Origin of the sequence: Rossellomorea yichunensis (assembly GCF_032337515.1) — a bacterium.
GTDB classification, from domain to species: domain Bacteria; phylum Bacillota; class Bacilli; order Bacillales; family Bacillaceae_B; genus Rossellomorea; species Rossellomorea yichunensis.
Genome location: NZ_JAVYAD010000001.1, coordinates 183,577 through 204,190, shown reverse-complemented (window position 1 = coordinate 204,190; position 20,614 = coordinate 183,577). Strand labels below are relative to the sequence as shown.

The window sequence follows — 20,614 nt, the reverse complement described above, 5'->3', positions numbered from 1 at the left end:
TGCGGTGGGTTGTGTAATAGGCTTTGTTTTGAAATTGACTAGTGCGCTCTAACAAAAAGCTGCCATCCCCATCCAGGAATGACAGCTCGCACCTCTATAAATGCTCCCCAAACCAATCCACAATCTCTTGTAATCTTGCTTCCCTCAAAGAGGGTTTTCCAGTCCTGGACAGATTGTGATTGGATTCCGGGAAACGCACAAATCTCACATCTTTCTTCTCACGTTTCAAGGCGATAAATAGTTGTTCCGCCTGCTCAATCGGACAACGGTAGTCCTTTTCGCTGTGAAGTATTAATAGGGGTGTGTTCATACTCTTCACATACGCAAGGGGTGAACGCTTCCAAAGGGTTTCAATGTCGCCAAGATCGCTTTGAATTTGCCATTCTGAGAAGTAGTAGCCGATATCACTCACTCCGTAAAAACTGATCCAATTGCTGATGGAGCGCTGGGTGGCCGCCGCTTTAAACTTGTCGCTATGGCCGATGATCCAGTTGGTCATGAATCCTCCGTAGCTTCCACCGGTCACACCTAAGCGGGTTTCATCAATAAACGGAAATTCCTCCAGGGCATACTCGACTGCTGACATGATATCCTCGTAATCCCCGCCGCCGTAATCACCTCTTACGGCATCCACGAATTCTTGCCCGTAGCCATGGCTTCCTCTTGGATTCACATATAAAACAGCATATCCTTTGCTTGCCAACACTTGGAATTCGTGAAAGAACGTGTTTCCATACATGGTGTGGGGGCCACCGTGTATTTCGACGATGAGTGGATACTTCTTTCCTTCCTCATAACCGACTGGCTTCATGATCCAGCCTTGTACAGGCCAGTCTTTTGCACCAGTGTACATAAACGATTGTGGAGAAGACAATTCACGATTCCCCAGCAGCTCCCCGTTCAGACTAGTTATTTCCGTCAGCTCACCACTAGGAACATGAAGAGTATATAATTCACCGGGTTCGGTCGGTTTGCTCATGGCAATCAGCATCACCTGTCGAGTTGAATCGAAGTCAAAACCGTATATATGCTGTTCTTCCTGCAGCAGTGCAGGGTATATCGCCCCATCAATGTGTGCGTAGTAAAGGACTGTGTTCCCTGCATCAGATGCCAGGAAGTAGAAGCTTTCATAATCATTTGACCATAGTATCCCCGTTTGTGATGAACCTTGGATGCTGTCGCTATTAAGATAGTCTCCTATTGGCAGGTCCATGCCTTCTGTCAGGCAAATGGAATGTCCAGTTTCAATGTGATGCAGCCACACCTTATTATGTGTCGCATTCTCATATTCACGTCCATGCCCCATATAGGCAAGATGCTTTCCGTCAGGAGACCAGGCGGCACCTCCGTAGTAACCCGTTTCTTTATTAACCTTTTTGTATTCATTCATTTCAAGGTTGAAAATATACAAATCAGACTGGAATGAGAAATCCTTGTCTTCTGTTCTGTCTACAGAAAATGCAATGTGCTGTCCATCTGGCGACCAGGAGTGAAGAGTGTAATCATGGACATCATCCGTGACTCTTCTTATTTTTTTCGACGCCACGTCCACCACTGCTATTTGCGAGTAGCAGTTGTCATCGAATCCCCGGTCATCACTTTTATATTTCATGCCAGTCGCAACGTATGGCTTTAATTTCTCTTCTTCGCCTTCCTTGGTTTCAAACGTCTCCCCTTTTTCAAGTCGGAGCGAGACTGAAATTTTCTCACCGCATGGAGACCAGACTGGATTTGAAACGCCTTTTTGATAATCTGTCAGCTGTTCTGCTTCCCCTCCATCCCGGTGGAAGAGGTAGAGTTGATTCACACCGGAGCGATTCGAGACAAAGGCGATTTTCCTACCATCTGGTGACCACCTGGGGGTTGAAATCTTTTGTTCTCCGAAAGTCCATTGGCGAGTGGTCTTATCTTGCAGACGGATGCTATGTAAGGTTGAGAAATACTCATTCTTTTCTTCACACATGTAGGTTTTGACATAAACGGCTTCATCTCCACTTGGGGACAATCTTGGATCTGATACAGCCCTTAACTCATAGAGATCCTGGATTTCGATTCCTTTATTCATGTTCCGGCACCTTCCTTTCTTCTATTCTCTTTATTATTTCGACGGCAGAAATACTTTTTCCTTTATGGATAAAAATCCGATCTGCCCTTCATAATAGAAACAAATTCAAATTCTACAACTTTCGCTATTGAAAGTAAATCGAATTCCACGTAAAATGAAAATACGAACATTTGTTCTACATTAAAGTGAAAAGGAGTCTTTTCATATGACAAGGATCCCGGAGAATGACAGGAACATATTAGAACAGGCCATATATTTACCGATGGTGTTGACGATTTTGAATCGTGATCTGCAAATCGTAGACAGCAGCCCGTTTAAATTAAAACGACCGTATTTAGAAATGATTGAGGAAACGATGAAGGTCATCCAAGGAGAACTTGCTCATGTCAAAAAGTACATGAGGACCAATAAGATGAAGGTTGAGCGAATTCAATCAGATGATGCCTTTACGATGTATATGTTTCTGTATAAGGGTTATGAGGAGCACCATAATTACTTTAATCCGCGCCTTCGAAACCGTGTGGAGGATTTAATGAGACATTATTTGTATCGTCGATTCCTTGAATCGAAAACAGATACAACAAAAGAAGCGTGATTCATCTCACGCATCGTTTGTTTTGATATTTCGATTAAGGTAAAACGTTTTGATATTACTCATTTCGGTTTGAACCTTCGTATTATATTTACTTTCCATTTCTGCGACACGCTGTGTATAGGCGATACGCAAGTCCGAAGTACGAAGCATTTGATTTTCAAAGGAACTGTAAGAAATGGGAACCATGCAGGACTCATTGTTTTGAAGAAAGACCCGTGTTGTTCCATTTGTCGATCGTTCATACCCGCGAACATGTGAATGGGAAATCCAGGCGCATTCTTGCTTGACAGGAGAAGAGGTTGGAAATAGATAAATGGACATCTGAGGATTCACCATGATAGGAGCTTTGTAGATGATACCCGTAAGTCTTTTGGTGCCTTCTTTTCTTCCTTCATAAGAGGAACCAAAGAATTCACAGCTCTTCTTTAAAATATCGAACGGTTTAAATGGGGAGATTAGTACGTCATCTACCTCTATGATTTTGGTAAATGTCCTGGCACCGTACTCAATTGGCTGCAGGATCATCGTATGGGGATTCACTTCATATTCTTCTATAATTCGAGATTTTTCTCTCATTTCATCGCCTCCATTTACATTTTTCACCAAAATAATACCATAAATTTCGAGGGTTGTCTCGCATATTTTTAAAAATTCTGAAATTAATCACACGCCACTCCGTTAAGGGTAAAAAATTATCAGAATATTTAATTTTTTGGTTGAATTTTTACTACTTACCCCATATACTAATAAAAAGAATTCAGGGGTGACCGTATATGGAAAACAAAAAGTCCTATACCGAAATGATGAAAGCTTCTGCCATGACCCGTAAGAAAGCCGCTGAGAGAAGTGTGATGGAGATCTATATCGACATGGTGCTGCATGAAAGCATTCTGATGACGCGCAAGACAAAACTCCTAACAGACATTGACGCCGCCCTGGATAAAAAAAATAAACCTCTGTTCATGAAATTATCAAAAGAATTAAACGAACTGAACCTAAGTTACGGATGATAAATAATAGCTGACTCTATACATGAGTCAGCTATTCCTTTTTTAATGGACGGGCCATTGGTCCCTCCATTTCATGCATGACTTCAATTTAAATAGTAAATCCTAAAGCTAACCTATACACTTTGGAGCGAATATGATGATCCTGCTAATAAAAGTACTTGTCCTCTACTTAATTACCATTGCCGCTATGCGACTGATGGGAAAATCCACAATTGTACAAATGACTCCCTATGATCTAGTGGCAATTATTATCGTTGGCACCATTGCCTCTGAACCACTGATCTCCACGGAATTCTGGCCAACCATCGCTGCTCTCGTCATTTTAGTAGGGCTTCATGTACTGTTCTCATTCCTGACCCTAAGTCAATGGGGGAATCGCTTCTTCTTGGGAGAGCCTACCTTACTGATTAAAAATGGGGAGATATTAGAGGATAATCTGGAGAAATCCAAGATCTCCCTGATCCAATTAACCTCCATTCTACGCTCTCAAGGTTACCCGAAAATTTCAGATGTGGACTACGCCATGCTCGAACCAATCGGTGAAGTGAGCGTCATTCCAAAGGTGGAAAACACCCCTGTTACCGTCCAGCATCTCGACCTTAAAATCGATGACGAAGGATTGCCGATTTCAGTGATTGTGGATGGTAAAATCCAAACGCGGAACCTGAAGCTTCTTGGAAAAACGACAGAATGGCTGGAAACTCAACTAACCAACTTAGGACTGCATCATAAAGATGTGATTTTCGCCTATATGACAGAGAAAGCGAAGAACCTGATTATTAATAAAAGAGAAAAAGCCTAGTCTCTTAAGAGACCGGGCTTTTTTCAGTATGGCGGTTTATTAATCGCATGTTATAATCAATTCTAGGAAAATCTAATGTAGTAAATTCCCATAAATTTTAATCGTAAGGTATAATGCCACGACGGTATAAACGAAAGCTGTCCAAAAAGAGATCGAATGATAAAACCTTTTCTTATTTTCTGTGATCAAATGCTGCCCCTTTTTGTAAAAATAGCCGTCTCCATTCACATAGATAATGATCAGGGTAACTAATATCCCAATAATCAAAGACCACTCCATCATCGGGCGACCAGTTTCAAGATAACTCAAAAAAGGTAGGCCGATTAACGCTAAAACGGTAAATAAAAAACGAATAAACAATAACCAAACTTTATGATTTTTGATTTTCCCCATCCCCCTGCCTGTTTTAATAAACAGAAAATTACAATTATTTAATTCCTTATTTTACCACATTCATAAGGGTTGCACACTAAAATTTGGAATAAAGAAAATAAAAGTAAAAAATAGACAAAAAAAACGACTCGCTTCCCTTCACAAGTCGTCCTTCCTGTCATTCACTTACTCTCAATCTGTATAAGGTGTACCAATACTTATCTCGTCAGTTTCATTCCTTTACTCTGTATCTTTCTCCTTTTCATACTCCTCAAGCATCGTCAATCGCTCAAGCATCGTCGGATGACCGTAACGGAAAACCTTCACAAGTAAAGGCGGATTGACCTGAGATAATCCCACCTTCGATAACTTTTGGAAAGATGAGATGGCGGCTTCTTTGTCGCCCGTCATTTCTATTGCATATCGGTCAGCCCTCGTTTCCTGGTAGCGGGAGATCCAGTTGCTAAGGGGACTGACAGTGAACAGAAGCATGGAGGTGATCATTAAGAACAGAGGTAATGAGCTCAAGTTCGACACGCTCGATACTTTCATGTCCTCCTTATGATTGGCGACGATGCCTCTCATCAGCTTGGCCGTCAGGAATAACCCAAAGAAGGATAGGAACAGGTATATGGCAATGCCGATATAGATGTGCTTCTCCACATAGTGAGCCATTTCATGGGCCATCACAAACAGGATTTCCCTGTCCGTTAATTTTTCAAGTGTCGTATCCCAGAGAACGATTCGGGAATTGGATCCGACTCCGGTTACATAAGCATTGAGTGAGTTCGTTTTCTCCGACATGTCGACTTCGAATACGTGGTCCGTTGGAATGTTTGCCTTGTCGGCAAGAGTCAGGATTTGTTCCTCTAACGCTTTATCCTTCAGTGGATAGAAGTCGTTATATAGCGGGTCGATCAAAACCGGCTGCACGAACATCATGAAAATCGTAAAGGGTACCGACAATGCCCAGGCCGCTAACCACCAGCGCTGCCTGAATCGTTTCATCAATCCATATAACACCGATACAATGATGAACATGAGGAGGTAATTCACCCAGAAATCCGTGATCTCATCCTTCATCCACATGGAGAACGTCTGGGTGGAAATATTATAGCTCTTCGAAATACTATGCGAAATGTACTGCAGTGGAAAAATCGCCAGGAACGAAGCGATCGATAACCAGAACAAATAAATGGCCGTTTGGAGGAAACCATTTTTCACCGTTCCCCTCGCCCACTTCTCAAACACACGCGAGACCCCGAGTATCAGGATCAGGAAATAAAACAACCATTCGTAAGGAGTGGATAAGAAAAACAGGAGATTCTTGATTTTCGAGAAATCCTCACTCAGCATGATTTCTTTACCATTCATAAAGGTTGCCGGATCAGCACTGCTTCCTTTGTACATGTCAGGCAAAGTAGAATCCGCCAAGAAGAATAAATACACATATAGAAATAAGCCTAATAGCAAATAAGCCAGTATCGAACGAAGTGCCCATTTTTTAGCCAACATTTTTCCTCCCTTCTCGTCTTCATTACTATATGTAATACCCTGTCCAAAGATTTAGAACCTAAACACACGCCAGTGAAAGTGCCGGGCTTGATGTGAAAAATCGTTTATATGCCACTCTGGGGATATACGTGCCATATAATAAAATTATCTGCCGTATTTTCATTATATCTGCCAAAATAAAATTTTATCTGCCATTATAAAGATTTATCTGCCATTCTTCAACATTCAACATACCTCAGCATCACTCCGCTCCTTTCCAGCCAACAAAAAAAGCCACGACCCGAGTCGCGGCTTACATCAAGAATACCGAATACAAAGACAGAACAGAAATCGCACCAATCACCACAAGGATGACGTTGGCACCCAGAAAGGCAATGAGAAATGCAGCTGCCGTTCCTACTGCTCCAAACATAAGGTTTCCCTCTTGAATCAACAAAATGCTTGGGAAAATTAAAGCGCCCAATACGGCGAAGGGAACATTCTTTAATACACCTTGAAGGAAAGGAGGCAATTCTTTCCCTTTGAATACGAGGAAAGGAAGCATTCTGGGAATATACGTGACAACCGCCATACCGATGATCATCAAAACAATCGCGCTATTCATTCGATCTCGTTCCCCCCTTCATCATGACCACCAATTCCACAATCACGGCTGAAACGAGGGTAGCAAGTACAATCGACCAGCCGTTTGAAAGGTTTGTCGTGAAAAGCAGGATGCTATTCAACGCACCGGCTACTACGGCTAAAAACGTTACCTTCACACTTTTTTTCATAGAAGGAACGAGAAGTCCCACAAACATGGCATATAGAGCGATTGTCATGCTCGCTTGTAAAAATTCGGGAAGGATTTCCCCGATGAAATAGCCTACACCAGAGTTCACGACCCAGCTCCCGTATGAAATGAGCATCACCCCGACGGCAAAACCCGTTCTTACCTTGTCATCTTTGACGCTGATTACCGTGAAGGTTTCATCCGTAATCCCAAACGCATAAAAAAGCTTCTTAAACAAACGGTCCTCCTCGAGCTTTTCACTTAAAGAAGCCGACATCAGGAAGTGACGGATGTTTACGATGAACGTTGTAAGAATGATCTCAATAATACCTGTACCAACCGCAATCAGACTCAGTGATATGTATTGGGCAGCCCCTGCAAACACGAGCATGCTCATCAGTACCGTTTCCGTGACCGTGAGGCCGGTTGTCCGTGCCAATAACCCAAAGGTTAATGCAACAGGCATGTATCCAATGGCAATGCTGAGTCCTCCCTGCAACCCCAGGCGAAAATCACTCACTTTTTTCGTAGAAAGCAGTGCCTCCATCCTCTCACATCCTTTATAATAGAAGTAATTTACTATTTTAATTTTTCGTTAATTTATTATATTATACATATAGACGTTATAGTATACAAGAGGAGTTTTTAACATGGAAAATTTCCCGATTCAAATTGGAGATAATATACGAAAGATTCGCAGGGAGCGCGGCTTCAGCCTTGAGCAGATGGCAGAGCGCACCGGTGTAAGCAAGGCGATGATCGGTCAGATTGAACGTGGTGATTCGAATCCGACGGTCGCGATTCTATGGAAGATCGCCAATGGCTTGAAGGTATCCTTCTCTTCACTGATTGAGAAGCCAAGCAATCAAATATCCATCATTCATTATCAAGACGTTCAGCCTGTTCTTGAAGATAACGGAAACTACATCGTTTATCCCATCTTTCCTTTCGATCCCCTAAAAAAATGGGAAAGCTACCGGGTTGAAATGAAACCGGGCTGCTCGTATCGAAATGAAGGACATACGAAGGGTGTGGAGGAATACATCACGGTACTGTCAGGGAAAATTTCTCTTAAGATTGGCGAAGAAACCTACCTGCTGACAGAAGGAAGTTCGATTCGTTTTGCCGCAGACTCCGGGCATGAATATGTAAATGATTCAGGAGAAACAACTGTGTGCCAGATGGTTATTTATTATGGCGGTGAATAATCCCAAAAAAATCCTGCATGTGTAACTACATGCAGGATTTTTCAAACTATCCATCTAGCAAAATGTATCCTTTGGTTTCGGCACAGACAATCCGAACATCGGACGAAGATAAAGTGCCAGGAACGTACCTCCAAGGGCAAGAATTCCCCAAATATAACCGTGAAGACTGAAGGAAGCAATCCCTCCGAAGTAAGCACCAATGTTACATCCGAATGCCAAACGGGCACCGTACCCCATCAGCAGTCCACCAATGACGGACGCCATGGCATTTTTCCCAGTGATTTTATTAAAACGGAACAGGCCACCTGCAGCAGATGCAAGGAATGCTCCAAGGATGACGCCAAAGTTTAATACCGTTGTGGAATCAGCAAAGATCGATGCTTGAAGAGCTTCAGAATTGGCTCCTGTCCAGTAGCCCCAGCTCGCCACGTCGACCCCGAACATTCCGGCAACCTTTGATCCCCATAGAGCAAAGGCAGAAGTGATTCCCCAAGGATTCCCCCGTGTCATGAGAGTGAGGGCATTTAACACAGCCAATACAATCGCTGCTGCGATAAGGGGCCAAGATCCACGGAAGATTCGTTTCCATCCCTTTGATGTTGGAAGTGTCGCCATGCGGGGCGGTTTTTTCTTCTTCTCGACCCGCAGTGTAATCCACGCAATGAAGCCAAAGAATAAGATCGAAATGACCCACGCCCCAAAATAACCTAATCCGGTAGAAGTTGCTAATGAAATAGGTTTAAAGGACGGCATTTCCTCTGTCCAAAATGGAAGATGATAGGCTCCTACTGTGGCACCGACAATAAAGAATAGCAATGTGATAAACATAACGGAGCGGCCGCCGCCGATTGCGTATAGCGTACCTGAAGCACAACCTCCTCCAAGCTGCATCCCAATTCCAAACAGGAAGGCACCTACCAGTAAACTTACCCCAACTGGTGATACATAACCTGCCGCTTCTCCGCCAAAGAATGTAAACCCTGTCGCAAGAATCGGAGCAAATAACGTTACGGCAACGGCAAGCATCACCATATGTGCCCGCAATGCCTGCCCGTTCCCTACAGACATCACTCTGCGGAAGGCAGAGGTGAAGCCGAATCTTGCATGAAATAATGTATATCCTAACAACAGCCCCAGAACCAATAATACGGTTTGGGCAATTTCTTGTGTAAAGAGTAAATATAGCCCAAGAATCACTGTAACGATTAAACCGCCTGCCACTAAAGAAGTCTGTGGGGGGTTCAATTCGGTACTCGCTTTCTCTGGACCCTTTTGTTCATTAATCGGTTGAACATAGCCCGCCATGCATAATCCTCCTTAATCTTATTGAATTGGTTGGAATTTATTTTACAATAGTAATAGATTCGAAGGCTGTTGTCAAAAAGATAGACTTCCACTTACTTTCTTCTATTTAAAAAAGCTACTTGAGAATCTCAAGCAGCTACGCTTCTATAAGGATACAAGAGCTAACATGATAGGAATCGTCACAATGCTCATAAGTGTAGTGACAAGTGTACTTGTCGACACTAAATCAGGTTCTGTATTGAACTGCAATGAAAACATCGTAGTATTAGCAGCAGTCGGCATGCTTGCCAAAATAATGAGAATCGATCCCAACATGGTAGAAATAGGCAGGAAAGAAACGACGACCAGAGCTATGATGGGTGAAGCTACCATTCTCATGATCACAATAAAGGAAAGGGCGCCTCTTTCCACCTTCTTCCCTCCCAATGTGGCTAATTGCATCCCTAACACCACCATAATCGTAGGAATCGTTGCCTGGGAAATCAGATCAATGGTCTGACTCATAAATACCGGCACATCAAGATGCAACAATTGAAAGCCCAATCCAAGAAAAGCACCATGCAGAATCGGCATCTTGACGATCTTCATCCAAATTTCCCTCGTTTCCCTCTTTTTATCACTGCCACTGACAGCATAATAGAGGCCGATTGTATTCATAAGAAATGACTGTATCACCATCATAATGACCGCATAGCGAAAACCGAGCTCACCGAAAGCAAATAGGATGATCGGTACTCCATAGTTGCCGCTATTCATGAATACCCCGGATAATATCATGGCCGACACTTTCGGTTTTGAATAGTTTCTAAACTTAGCCACTATTTTAATAGATACAATCAAAATCACACAAAGCGCGATACAAAAGAGAAAAATATAAAGATAATCCATATTCAATTCATTCTCGTAAAAGGTCTTGAATGCAAGAAATGGATACATTAAGTAAATGGCCATCTTCGAAATCGAATTGATCTCGAAACCAAGTTTCTTTTGGCCGATATATCCAACGGCAAAGACGAGTAATGCAGGCAGTACAATTAATATTACGTCCATTTACGTCACCACAATCTATTAAAATGAAAGATAGGCTTGACTACAAGAGTCAAGCCTAAGTGTACCATATTTACAACAGCGGGATAATTAATCCGGCCAACAACAGGATCAATGCGCCGCCTAATCGGGAAGAGATTTGAGCGAAAGGCATAAGCTCCATTCGTTTCGATGCTGACAACACGGCAACATCCCCTGTTCCTCCCATATTCGCCATGCATAATCCCGCTGTGATCGCTGCTTCAATCGGGTAAAATCCAACGACTTTCCCAAGGATCGCCGCACCGAGGATCGCTCCTAAAACGACTCCGAATACGGTCAAGATATATTGAAGCGTCAACGCTGCAAGAACGGTATCTAAGTCGGTGTACGCGACACCGATCCCGAATAATAAAGCGAACGTCCAATTGCTTGCTACAAATTGATACCACTGACTGGCTCCCTCTACGACGTTTTGAGGGATCATGTTTGAAATCTTCGCTGCGGCCACAAGAATGATCATGATGGCGTATGGATGAAGGGGAAGGACAGATCCCAGCAATGTTCCAACCGTGAAGAATGTCAGGGCAGCGAGTAAGCCTACCCCCATCTTTTCAATATTATACTTCTGCTTTGTTTTTTCGTAGGTAAAACCTTTCATAAGCTGACCGTTTCCACTGAGGGAAGGTACTTTCTTTCCGATAATATCGAGAATCGATGCTAAAATGATGGCAAATACATTCCCTAATGCCAGTGCCGGCACGAGCATTGAAATATAATAGCTCGGATCATTCCCCATCATCTCAGAATAGATTTGGCTCATGGGAACGGCTCCCGCTCCCATTCCACCACCCATGATCGGCATGGTAATGACGAGGATGGCTTCTTGAAGGGTAAATCCGACAAGAGATCCAAAGATTCCCGCTACTATCACGGCTCCGGCTACCGCCCCGAAGATCGGTAGGAAATAGCGAAGTCCCACTTTAACCAATACCTTTGAATTCATTCCTAAGATACTTCCAGTGATTAATGCAGCAATATAGAAATTCAAAAATCCGCCTGATTTCATGAAGTCAGTCATGGACGTGACGGTGGCTTCCGGAAGTAAACCTGCATAAACCATAAAAGCAGATCCAAAGATCGCAATGATAGCACCTCCGCCGAGGAACGTCTTCACGATTGGCGTACGATCTCCTATCCATCCGAATAATTCACCGAGGACCATCATGACGAGGAGACTTCCGATCATGCCCCCTGGAAGGTTCTCCGTATACAAGCTTGCAAGCGTGATGCCCGTAAAGACCAGGAACCAAAGGATCGGCATGTTGAAAATCTGAAGCGATCGATCTTTCGTAAGCGTCACATTCTCTTTTGTTTTCTCATTCTTATATGAAAGTGTTGATGCTGCTTGTCCCAACTTGTTCATCCCCTTTGTCGTATTAATAATTATGAAACTGAACTGTTTGCTTTGCTTTTTTTACATGCAATCTTCCGCACGGACTCCCCGACTTTTTCTGCCACACGGGGATCAAGCGCATTCGGAATAATATATTGAGGGTTTAATTCAGAAGAACTGACCACATCGGCTATGGCATAGGAAGCAGCTACTTTCATTTGCATTGTGATGTCCTTTGCTTTCGCATCCAGAGCTCCCCTGAATATCCCGGGGAAAGCGAGAAGATTATTGACCTGGTTCGGATAATCCGACCTCCCAGTCCCTACTATCGATGCACCTGCTTCCAATGCTTCCTCCGGATAAATTTCAGGTATGGGGTTGGCCATGGCAAACACAATCGGCTGCTCATTCATCATTTTAATATACTCTTTCTTGAGGGCTCCGGGTCCCGATACACCGATAAATACATCGGCCCCTTTTATCGCATCAGATAATTCACCCCGCACCCCTAAAAGGTTTGTGCGTAAAGTAATATCCTCTTGGGTAGCATTCATCCATTTCTCCCCCTTGCACAGGACTCCTTCTAAACTTACGAGAGTAATATCTTCATAACCAGCAAATAAAAGGAGTTCCGCAATCGCGATTCCAGCTGCCCCCGCCCCATTGATGACAATTTTTACTTTCTTATATGATTTGTTTACGACCTTCAGCGCATTGACTAATGCGCCCAGGACGACAATGGCCGTACCATGCTGGTCATCATGGAAAACCGGAATATCCAACTCTTTCTTTAACCGTTTTTCAATTTCAAAGCAGCGCGGTGCTGAAATGTCCTCCAGATTAATCCCTCCAAAAGAAGGAGACAAGGCCTTAATGATCGTGACGATTTCATCTACATCCTTCGTATCCAGACTAAGGGGGAAGGCATCTATACCGGCGAACTTCTTAAACAACATACTTTTCCCTTCCATGACCGGGATCGCGGCTTCGGGACCGATATCACCAAGACCCAATACAGCTGTACCATCTGTGACGATGGCCACCATGTTTCCTTTCGATGTCAGCGTATTGGCTTGTCGGGGATCCTCGGCTATCGTCTTACATACATCGGCGACACCCGGTGTATAAACAAGACTAAGATCTTCTTCAGATGAAATATCAATCTTACTCACCACTTCAATTTTCCCTGCATGGGATTCATGTATGGATAATGCTTCTTCCTTTAAATTTTTTCGAGTCATCCAATCGCTCCTAACGTAATCGCTTACAATGTATACCCATCATATGAAAACGCTTTATCTTTTCATAGGTTATAAAACTATTGTTTGACTTTTGAAATTAAAAAAAGCAGCCGGATGGGCTGCTTACAAATAGGTTTGAATTCGTGTGCTATTCAATTTGTTCCATGTATATTGATAGACCGGCCTTCCAATACCATAGATCAGGGTCTCATCCACCACGCCGATATCTTTCAGAAACCTGAGGTACTTTCTGATCGACACCCGTGAAATCGACGTTACGTCTGCAATATCATCTGTTGAAAACGACTGTTCTTCAAAACTCATAATCTCATCGTAGATAGACAATAATGTACTGCTCGTCAATCCTTTAGGGAGGGGTGACTTCTCCCCGGCTTGTACTTCCCTAAGTAAAAGTAAATCCAGTTCGCTCTGATCGATGGTAGATTGCTTCTGAAGCATACGATTACTCTCCCGATAAGTCGTCAATGCTTTTTTAAACCGTTCAAATTCAAAAGGCTTGATCAAATAGTCCACTACCCCCATGCGAAGGGCACTCTGGATATTATCGACTTCTGATGCCGCTGTGATAAGTATGACATCTGTCTCCCGCTGTTCCTTCCGTATTTGCTCTAACAAGTCCATCCCGTTTCGTTTCCCAGGCATATAAACATCCAATAATACCAGGTCAATCTTATACTCATTTACTTTCACCATGGCATCTTCAATCGAATTCGAAATACCGATTAAATGAAACCCTTTTATCTCTTCCAGATACCTTTGATTAAACCTGGCCACCATCGGATCATCTTCCACGATCAATACATTAATCACCTTTTTTCCCCTCCTTATATGAAGCTTGAACAATCATTGTCGTTCCAGATCCTACCTTTGATTCAACGTGCAGGTTGCCATTCAGATTACGGAGACTTTCTTTCACTAAGAAGAGACCGTATCCTCTTCCATCCCCTTTAGAAGAGTATCCTTTGGTGAAGATATCCTCTACCATTCCATCCACCATTCCTTCTCCTGTATCTGTCACGACCATTTCAAGTTGCTCGTCCTGATAGAATAACTCCATCAGCACTTCTTTTTCATCACTATTTGTCGTTGCTTCAATACTATTATCCAATAGGTTTCCGATCACGGTAATCAGTTCATGTGTAACAGTAGGATCTTTGGGTTCCGGGACAAAGTCGTGACATTCAATGGTCAATGCAACGTTCTGTTCCCTCGCATAGCTCAGTTTCCCCATGATAAAACCAGCCAATGCAGGATCCTTCACTTTCGACGTCACCGTGATCACTTCATCGACCCGTAAGGAAACAAGCTCTTTCACGTAGCGATTTAAATGATTGTAATCCTTCATCTTCACCAATCCGAGAATCACATGCATCTTATTCATAAATTCATGCGACTGGGCCCGGAGCGCTTCCGCATACGATTTGACACCCGTTAACTGCTCTGCTAATTGATTCACTTCCGTTTTATCACGGAAGGTAGAGATTGCTCCGACTACTTCATCATTGACGATTAACGGAACACGGTTTACCAGGATCGATACTCCATTGATCGTTTGCTCCTCGTCAAGCTCAGGTTTCCCCGTTGCGATGACTCTTTCCAACCTGGTGTGTGGCATGTATTCTTTGATGGGCATTCCAATCGGATCCGAGCTTAGTCCCGCTTTATTAAATATTTTCAGGGCAGATTTATTCACTAATGAGACGGTCGTATCTTTATTGACTGCCACCACCCCCTCATGTACCGATTGGAGCATCGTATTCCGCTCTTCCAAGATTTTCGCAATCGTAATCGGCTCCAACCCGAATAAAATTTTCTTTATGTATCTGGCTATAACAATCGCCCCAATGATTCCAACAATAATCCCGATCATGGATCCCACTAAAATATTCCGGTGACTCCGGTCCAATGCTTCCTCCACGCTACCCAGGGAAATCCCTACTGCGACAGCCCCTATCTGTTGATTTTCATTGTTAAATACAGGAGAAAATGCCCTGACGGATTTGCCCAAAGTCCCTTCTGAAATAGACAATGTTTCCTTCCCTTGGAGTACATCTTTCTCGTCCCCGCCGACAAAATGCTTGCCGATGCGATCGGGATCAGGGTGAGATTTACGTATCCCTTCCATATCCATGACCACTACAAACAGAACCTCTGCTGATTTCTGGATATCTTGGGTGTATTCTTGAATTCGATCTACACTTTCTCCTTCTAAACCGCTCTTTACAATCGTGGAATGAGCGACGGTCCGGGAAACGATTTTCGCCTTTTCTTCAATATTAGACTCAATGTTGTCATTGATCGTCCTGGAAATAAGCAAGTCAGTTATCAAAAGTGATACCAGGACAACAATACACACAAAGAGAATGATGATGGTACTTAGTTTAAGCTGTTTCTTTTTCACAGGAGTCACTCCAGTGTTTTTTAATATGATTCTTTATTTTATTTTACATGATTTTTGGTTTTTAAAAAGGACCTATGAAAAAGAGGCTCCGAGTTGGAACCTCCTGGTATATATGAAGATTTTCATTTGTTTGTTATATCGTTTTTTAGTTGCTACTATGTTCTGCTTTCTTGTATTATCATTCGAGCACCTGAGAATTTGAAGCAATTCTTCATCAATTGAAATAACATTATCTTGTTTAATTGCAAAGAATATATCTTAAATGCCATCTTAACTTTTTTTGAAATAAACTACCAATAACAAATGAACTCCATACGTTGCCAGTATGCCAACTAAAACCTTGATGAAAATAGCGGTAACAGGTGCATATAGACTGATTGTATTCCAAGGTGAGTTGAACAGATAGATTATAAGTGGAATCATAATAATTGATAACAGTAGAGATAGCACTCCAATGAATATCCATACCTTCGACTTAATATGGGTTTTCTTTATTAGTCGATTTAAGTTCCAGGTTGATAATAGTAGAAGAAAAAGAGTTACTATTAAAGTGCTCCATTGCATGTGATGATTCAACTGCTGCACTTCCGGGGACTTCCCCTCTTCCACAATCATCTTGATTCCTTCCCTCATCCAAACTGTTGAAAGGACTTCAGAGAAGTTGTTTTTGTTTGTGAGAAGGATAAATCCATAGTCTTGTTCGGGGTTTATGAATAATTCAGCCCGGGAATCAGGTGTTTCACCGCCGTGAAAATAATAAGAATTATCAACCTCAGTGGAGATTCTCCAGCCCAGTCCATAATACATATCTTCCTTTCTGTGATGATGGGGTGAAGTATAAGTATCGAATGAATCATTAGATAAGATCTCACCACCGTCCAGCATAAATTCAATAAACTTTGACATATCATCCGTTGTAGAGGCCATGTAACCATATGGGGCCCCACCATCATCAAAAAACCCTTTACTTTTCATGGGCATTCCAAACCATGATTGATAACCGGGCTGATAACCCAATACTTTAGCTCCTTCGAAATTCGATACGGTCCGATCCATCCCAATCTCACTGTATATCTCATCTTCCATAAATTCCGAAAATGATTGGTTTGTGACGTTCTCTATGATTTTTCCTAAAAGTAAATAATTCGCAGCGCTGTATTGATGCACTCCCCCCGGCTCATTATTCAAATGAACATTATTCAGCTTTTGAACCGCAACATCTATTGCATTTTGTCCTCGCAGATTACGATCTGCAATTTTCAACCCATCATAAGAACTGATTCCACTCGAATGTGTTAATAGGTTCCTAACGGTGATGTTCTTATCATATCCATTTTTATTGTAATGAAAGGCAGGCAAATACCAGTCAATCTCCTGATCAAGTTCAACCTTCTTATCATCCACCAACCTCATGATTGCAAGGCTAGTTAAAGGCTTGCTGATAGAACCTATCGTAAACACCGTATCCTTCGTGACAGGAGTCCCTTTCCTTTGTTCCCCCCAACTTTGTTGAAACATAAGCTTTCCATCTTTAATAATCGCTAAAGAAGCTCCGGGAATCCCATATTCCTCCATCGATTCAATCATAAACTTGTCTAAAAGTTCCACTTGATTATTACTCTCTGACCTTGCATGGAATTGAAAAGAAAAAATGATGTGGCAAAACAAGCATAATGCTACCAGTACTTCTCTCAAAACCTGAACTCCCCCTTACAAACCCGTCTTTGGATCCCACATACTATTTACATAAAATTACCATTAAATAAATATTCTCTCTAACGGCTTAGGGACTATCTTAATGTAAGGCTTGGGGTGTAATCATTTATCTAAGAACTTGTAACATAAAAAGACCAAATTTCTCTATGATATACTTGAGAAATTTGGTCTTTGGAATTTTGTAACTGCCCCCGATTATGGACTAGCCCACTTATTTACCATTAAAATCCGGCTTCCGCTTTTGACTAAACGCCAACAGTGCCTCCACACGATCTTCCGTAGGAATTGTAATCTCATATGCTTTTCTCTCAATCTGTAATCCGGTCTGAAGGTCTACATTCATACCATTCTTCACGGCGAACTTAGCTTGCTGAAGGGCAATAGGACCATTAGACAGCATAGGTTCCACAAATGCATGGACTTCACCCAAGAAATTCTCTTTTTCTACTACCCTTGTAACGAGTCCGATATCCAACGCTTCTTCTGAAGTCAATCGTTTAGCTGTCAGAATAAGCTCCAGTGCTTTGGATTCTCCTACTAATCTTGGAAGGCGCTGAGTTCCACCTGCCCCCGGGATGATGGCAAGGCTTGTTTCGGTCAGTCCCATTGTGGTCTCTGATACAGCGATTCTGAAATCGCATGCCAGTGCCAGCTCCATTCCTCCGCCGAATGCGTAGCCGTTCATGGCGGCGATAGTTGGTTGAGGGAGGGTGGCGACGGATTGGAAGACTTCGCCGATTTTGTAAACGTTGCGGATGACTTGCTGTTCGGTTAGAGTTTTGCGTTCTTTGAGATCGGCTCCAACCGAGAAGGCTTTTTCTCCGCTTCCTGTGAATATGACGACTCTGACGTCCGGGTTGATGCGGAGTGCTTCGACTACCTGCTGAAGTTCGTTCAGTGTATCGTAGTTAAAGGCATTCATTGCCTCCGGTCGGTTGATGGTGACGGTGGCGACGTTGCCTTTTTGTTGTAGTAAAATCGATTCCATGTTTGTTCTCCCCTTTTTAAAGTGTTTCCTCCTTATGTATGATTCGACACAAACCGAGAAAACCCTTTCATTTTTTGATTGGGCTGAACATATCCCGATTAGGTGCATAGACTAAACGTGACATCTACCCATGAAGGAGCTGTGTTTATCTTGTATTATCCTTACAATCAAAACCCTTATGTTCCACAACACGCTTATGCGAATCATCATCCAAATGAAATTGACTGGCTTCATCAATATTACCGTGATACGAAAAGCCTTCCCGATCAATGGGTTGAATATATTCAACCACTTGTAACCCGCGCCCTGTCTGAAGTGGAAGAAGGTATTAACCTTACCCATCTCTTCCAGGAATTCATCTTGTCAGGTGTACTGGTTGGCCAGGGGTTCACACCTGAGCAGGCAATCGAGCAGGTTGAAACGTGGGAGAAAGGTGAATCAAAGCTGTTGCAGGCAAGTAAAGCGATGAAGTAAACATAAAAAGATGCTCAGTGATCTACTGAACATCTTCTTTTTTTATGATTGAAGCACCTGTTCTTTCAGTGCTCTTCTTAAAATTTTCCCTGTAGTATTCTTCGGCAGCTCATCAATGAACTCGATCGATGCTGGCAGCTTGTACTTGGCAAGATGCTCTTTACAATACTCGAGTACGTCCTGTTCCGTTAAGGATGGTTCACTTTTCACAACATAGCTGCTGACGGCTTCACCCAGTTCGGGATGTGGGACACCGATGACCGCTGCTTCTACAATTCCAGGGTGATTGTATAGCACTTCCTCTACTTCACGCGGATAGACGTTGTATCCTCCCACAATAATCAGCTCTTTTTTACGATCGACAATATAAAAGTAGCCTTCTTCATCCATCCGGGCGAGATCGCCAGTGTATAACCAGCCGTCACGGATCGTTGCCGCTGTTTCTTCTTCCATATTGTAATAGCCCTTCATGACATTCGGGCCTTTGACAATCAGTTCGCCGACTTGTCCGACTGGAACTTCTACTCCCAATTCATCGACGACTTTGTTCTCCAGATTCATGATCGATGTTCCGATTGAACCCGGCTTTCTTGGTCGATCCAGCGGGTTGAAGCATGTTACAGGCGAAGCTTCCGATAAGCCGTAGCCTTCAGAAATCATGACGTTGAATTTCTTTTCAAAGTTTTTCAAGAGTGCTACCGGTAAGGAAGCACCACCTGAAATACAGAGACGGAGAGATGATAAATCTTCTGGGTTTCCTTCAGGATACTGGAACAGGAAGTTGTACATGGTTGGTACGCCGGCAAATACGGTTGGCTCATAGGTTCTCGATAGATCGAAAATGGCTTTAGGACTGAATCGCGGAACGATTAAAAGGGTCGCTCCTGTCATCAAAGGCGCATTCAAGACCACTGTCAAACAGAAGACGTGAAACATAGGCAGAGCTGTAATGACGGTGTCGTCTTCATTCATCCGTAAATAGCTGCCGACATCTGTTGCATTGGAATAAATATTTATGTGCGTCAGCATGGCGCCTTTTGGTTTCCCAGTCGTTCCTGAAGTGTAAAGGATGATGGCTACTTCATTTTCATCCACTTCCTCTCCCTTAAACCCAGGATCACCTTTTCCAAGAACACTTGTAAACGATTTCATTTTAGGGTATGCAAGTGAAATTTTCTCTAAATCGATATCCTTCGCTCGTTCATCCCCTGATTCACAAAGGATGAAATGCTCCACATCAGATAAAAGATGCTGCATCTTTTCGATTAATGGTACAAGCAAATCAAGTGTGACTATTGTCTTCACGTCACCATTTTTCAGAATGTAGCCAATTTCATCCGGTGTGTAGATCGGATTGATCGGTATCACCTTTAACCCCATTCGTAGTGCACCATATAATCCAATGACGAAATGTGGTGAATTCCCTAATACAAGCGCGATGTGATCCCCTTTTTTCAGACCCAATTGCTCTAAGCCGCTTGCAAATTTCGATACAGCTGCATTTAATTCCCCGTATGTACTGGAGGTATTTAAGAAATGATAAGCTGTTTTATCTGCTTTCTCTTGAGCGATTTGGTCTAACCGTGTTGCGATATTCAATTGTATCCCTCCCCTTTTCAGATAAACTGAATGAATGGTCATTCATCAAACTATTAAAAGTATTCAAAATATATTCTATATAAAGAATAGTATTAATACAAGTATCTT

The 20,614-nt window shown here is 42.7% G+C and carries 20 protein-coding genes; 5 read left to right on the top strand and 15 right to left on the bottom strand.

Annotated features, from left to right (window positions below; translation table 11 throughout):
* Positions 1-94: 94 nt before the first annotated feature.
* Positions 95-2,065: a S9 family peptidase gene (locus RSX31_RS01045; protein ID WP_148993349.1), complete on the bottom strand. Its 1,971-nt coding sequence runs from the start codon at positions 2,063-2,065 to the stop codon at positions 95-97.
* 205 nt (positions 2,066-2,270) lie between these two features.
* Between RSX31_RS01045 and RSX31_RS01040 the strand changes: the two genes are divergently transcribed.
* Positions 2,271-2,660 carry a hypothetical protein gene (locus RSX31_RS01040; RefSeq protein ID WP_148968399.1) on the top strand — a complete coding sequence of 130 codons (390 nt, stop codon included), beginning with the start codon at positions 2,271-2,273 and terminating at the stop codon, positions 2,658-2,660.
* Between the two features lie 6 nt (positions 2,661-2,666).
* On the opposite strand, the gene RSX31_RS01035 is transcribed toward RSX31_RS01040, so the two are convergent.
* Positions 2,667-3,236 carry a competence protein ComK gene (locus tag RSX31_RS01035; protein WP_148993348.1) on the bottom strand — a complete coding sequence of 190 codons (570 nt, stop codon included), beginning with the start codon at positions 3,234-3,236 and terminating at the stop codon, positions 2,667-2,669.
* Between the two features lie 197 nt (positions 3,237-3,433).
* Between RSX31_RS01035 and RSX31_RS01030 the strand changes: the two genes are divergently transcribed.
* Together RSX31_RS01030 and RSX31_RS01025 are read left to right on the top strand one after the other, a co-directional pair.
* On the top strand, positions 3,434-3,670 hold the full coding sequence (locus RSX31_RS01030; protein ID WP_148968397.1) for an IDEAL domain-containing protein: 237 nt from the start codon (positions 3,434-3,436) through the stop codon (positions 3,668-3,670).
* Positions 3,671-3,806: 136 nt separating this feature from the next.
* Complete coding sequence (locus tag RSX31_RS01025; RefSeq protein WP_315632853.1) at positions 3,807-4,472, top strand: DUF421 domain-containing protein; 666 nt, start codon at positions 3,807-3,809, stop codon at positions 4,470-4,472.
* Between the two features lie 72 nt (positions 4,473-4,544).
* Here RSX31_RS01025 and RSX31_RS01020 read toward each other — a convergent pair whose 3' ends face one another.
* From RSX31_RS01020 to RSX31_RS01005, 4 genes are all read right to left on the bottom strand, one after another.
* Positions 4,545-4,865: a hypothetical protein gene (locus tag RSX31_RS01020; RefSeq protein ID WP_315632851.1), complete on the bottom strand. Its 321-nt coding sequence runs from the start codon at positions 4,863-4,865 to the stop codon at positions 4,545-4,547.
* A gap of 219 nt (positions 4,866-5,084) precedes the next feature.
* Complete coding sequence (locus RSX31_RS01015) at positions 5,085-6,356, bottom strand: M48 family metallopeptidase (RefSeq protein ID WP_187443474.1); 1,272 nt, start codon at positions 6,354-6,356, stop codon at positions 5,085-5,087.
* A gap of 295 nt (positions 6,357-6,651) precedes the next feature.
* A complete protein-coding gene (locus tag RSX31_RS01010; protein WP_148968395.1) occupies positions 6,652-6,963 on the bottom strand; it encodes an AzlD domain-containing protein in 312 nt (103 codons plus the stop codon).
* Positions 6,956-7,678: an AzlC family ABC transporter permease gene (locus RSX31_RS01005; protein ID WP_148993344.1), complete on the bottom strand. Its 723-nt coding sequence runs from the start codon at positions 7,676-7,678 to the stop codon at positions 6,956-6,958. Before RSX31_RS01005 ends, RSX31_RS01010 begins: the two co-directional genes overlap by 8 nt.
* A gap of 103 nt (positions 7,679-7,781) precedes the next feature.
* On the opposite strand from RSX31_RS01005, the gene RSX31_RS01000 reads away from it, so the two are divergent.
* On the top strand, positions 7,782-8,339 hold the full coding sequence (locus tag RSX31_RS01000; RefSeq protein ID WP_148968393.1) for a helix-turn-helix domain-containing protein: 558 nt from the start codon (positions 7,782-7,784) through the stop codon (positions 8,337-8,339).
* A gap of 54 nt (positions 8,340-8,393) precedes the next feature.
* Here RSX31_RS01000 and RSX31_RS00995 read toward each other — a convergent pair whose 3' ends face one another.
* The 8 genes from RSX31_RS00995 to RSX31_RS00960 all read right to left on the bottom strand — a co-directional run bounded on the left by RSX31_RS00995 (position 8,394) and on the right by RSX31_RS00960 (position 18,433).
* Positions 8,394-9,644 carry a YeeE/YedE family protein gene (locus tag RSX31_RS00995; protein ID WP_148993342.1) on the bottom strand — a complete coding sequence of 417 codons (1,251 nt, stop codon included), beginning with the start codon at positions 9,642-9,644 and terminating at the stop codon, positions 8,394-8,396.
* Positions 9,645-9,788: 144 nt separating this feature from the next.
* Positions 9,789-10,694 (bottom strand): AEC family transporter, encoded by a 906-nt coding sequence (locus RSX31_RS00990; protein ID WP_148993341.1) that lies wholly within the window; start codon positions 10,692-10,694, stop codon positions 9,789-9,791.
* A 70-nt stretch (positions 10,695-10,764) separates the two neighbouring features.
* Positions 10,765-12,087, bottom strand: a complete 1,323-nt coding sequence (locus RSX31_RS00985; protein ID WP_282138138.1) for a 2-hydroxycarboxylate transporter family protein — start codon at positions 12,085-12,087, stop codon at positions 10,765-10,767.
* 29 nt (positions 12,088-12,116) lie between these two features.
* Positions 12,117-13,307 carry an NAD(P)-dependent malic enzyme gene (locus tag RSX31_RS00980; RefSeq protein ID WP_315632847.1) on the bottom strand — a complete coding sequence of 397 codons (1,191 nt, stop codon included), beginning with the start codon at positions 13,305-13,307 and terminating at the stop codon, positions 12,117-12,119.
* A 123-nt stretch (positions 13,308-13,430) separates the two neighbouring features.
* Complete coding sequence (locus RSX31_RS00975; RefSeq protein WP_315632846.1) at positions 13,431-14,138, bottom strand: response regulator; 708 nt, start codon at positions 14,136-14,138, stop codon at positions 13,431-13,433.
* Positions 14,131-15,729 carry a DcuS/MalK family sensor histidine kinase gene (gene dcuS / locus RSX31_RS00970; protein ID WP_315632845.1) on the bottom strand — a complete coding sequence of 533 codons (1,599 nt, stop codon included), beginning with the start codon at positions 15,727-15,729 and terminating at the stop codon, positions 14,131-14,133. Before dcuS ends, RSX31_RS00975 begins: the two co-directional genes overlap by 8 nt.
* 270 nt (positions 15,730-15,999) lie before the next feature.
* Positions 16,000-17,424, bottom strand: a complete 1,425-nt coding sequence (locus RSX31_RS00965; RefSeq protein WP_315632844.1) for a serine hydrolase domain-containing protein — start codon at positions 17,422-17,424, stop codon at positions 16,000-16,002.
* A gap of 232 nt (positions 17,425-17,656) precedes the next feature.
* A complete protein-coding gene (locus RSX31_RS00960; RefSeq protein ID WP_148993335.1) occupies positions 17,657-18,433 on the bottom strand; it encodes an enoyl-CoA hydratase-related protein in 777 nt (258 codons plus the stop codon).
* A 117-nt stretch (positions 18,434-18,550) separates the two neighbouring features.
* Here RSX31_RS00960 and RSX31_RS00955 point away from each other — a divergent pair, with 117 nt between their 5' ends.
* A complete protein-coding gene (locus RSX31_RS00955) occupies positions 18,551-18,907 on the top strand; it encodes a hypothetical protein (RefSeq protein ID WP_222928653.1) in 357 nt (118 codons plus the stop codon).
* Between the two features lie 42 nt (positions 18,908-18,949).
* On the opposite strand, the gene RSX31_RS00950 is transcribed toward RSX31_RS00955, so the two are convergent.
* Complete coding sequence (locus tag RSX31_RS00950; RefSeq protein ID WP_148993334.1) at positions 18,950-20,506, bottom strand: fatty acid--CoA ligase family protein; 1,557 nt, start codon at positions 20,504-20,506, stop codon at positions 18,950-18,952.
* Positions 20,507-20,614 lie beyond the last annotated feature (108 nt).

What these genes read in the sequence shown, in the direction of transcription:
- RSX31_RS00960 (WP_148993335.1), bottom strand. Translation starts at nt 18,433, where the DNA reads ATGGAATCGATTTTACTACAACAAAAAGGCAACGTCGCCACCGTCACC.
- RSX31_RS01040 (WP_148968399.1), top strand. Translation starts at nt 2,271, where the DNA reads ATGACAAGGATCCCGGAGAATGACAGGAACATATTAGAACAGGCCATA.
- RSX31_RS01005 (WP_148993344.1), bottom strand. Translation starts at nt 7,678, where the DNA reads ATGGAGGCACTGCTTTCTACGAAAAAAGTGAGTGATTTTCGCCTGGGG.
- RSX31_RS01020 (WP_315632851.1), bottom strand. Translation starts at nt 4,865, where the DNA reads ATGGGGAAAATCAAAAATCATAAAGTTTGGTTATTGTTTATTCGTTTT.
- RSX31_RS00995 (WP_148993342.1), bottom strand. Translation starts at nt 9,644, where the DNA reads ATGGCGGGCTATGTTCAACCGATTAATGAACAAAAGGGTCCAGAGAAA.
- RSX31_RS01025 (WP_315632853.1), top strand. Translation starts at nt 3,807, where the DNA reads ATGATCCTGCTAATAAAAGTACTTGTCCTCTACTTAATTACCATTGCC.
- RSX31_RS01045 (WP_148993349.1), bottom strand. Translation starts at nt 2,065, where the DNA reads ATGAATAAAGGAATCGAAATCCAGGATCTCTATGAGTTAAGGGCTGTA.
- RSX31_RS01010 (WP_148968395.1), bottom strand. Translation starts at nt 6,963, where the DNA reads ATGAATAGCGCGATTGTTTTGATGATCATCGGTATGGCGGTTGTCACG.
- RSX31_RS01030 (WP_148968397.1), top strand. Translation starts at nt 3,434, where the DNA reads ATGGAAAACAAAAAGTCCTATACCGAAATGATGAAAGCTTCTGCCATG.
- RSX31_RS01000 (WP_148968393.1), top strand. Translation starts at nt 7,782, where the DNA reads ATGGAAAATTTCCCGATTCAAATTGGAGATAATATACGAAAGATTCGC.
- RSX31_RS00990 (WP_148993341.1), bottom strand. Translation starts at nt 10,694, where the DNA reads ATGGACGTAATATTAATTGTACTGCCTGCATTACTCGTCTTTGCCGTT.
- RSX31_RS00980 (WP_315632847.1), bottom strand. Translation starts at nt 13,307, where the DNA reads ATGACTCGAAAAAATTTAAAGGAAGAAGCATTATCCATACATGAATCC.
- RSX31_RS01035 (WP_148993348.1), bottom strand. Translation starts at nt 3,236, where the DNA reads ATGAGAGAAAAATCTCGAATTATAGAAGAATATGAAGTGAATCCCCAT.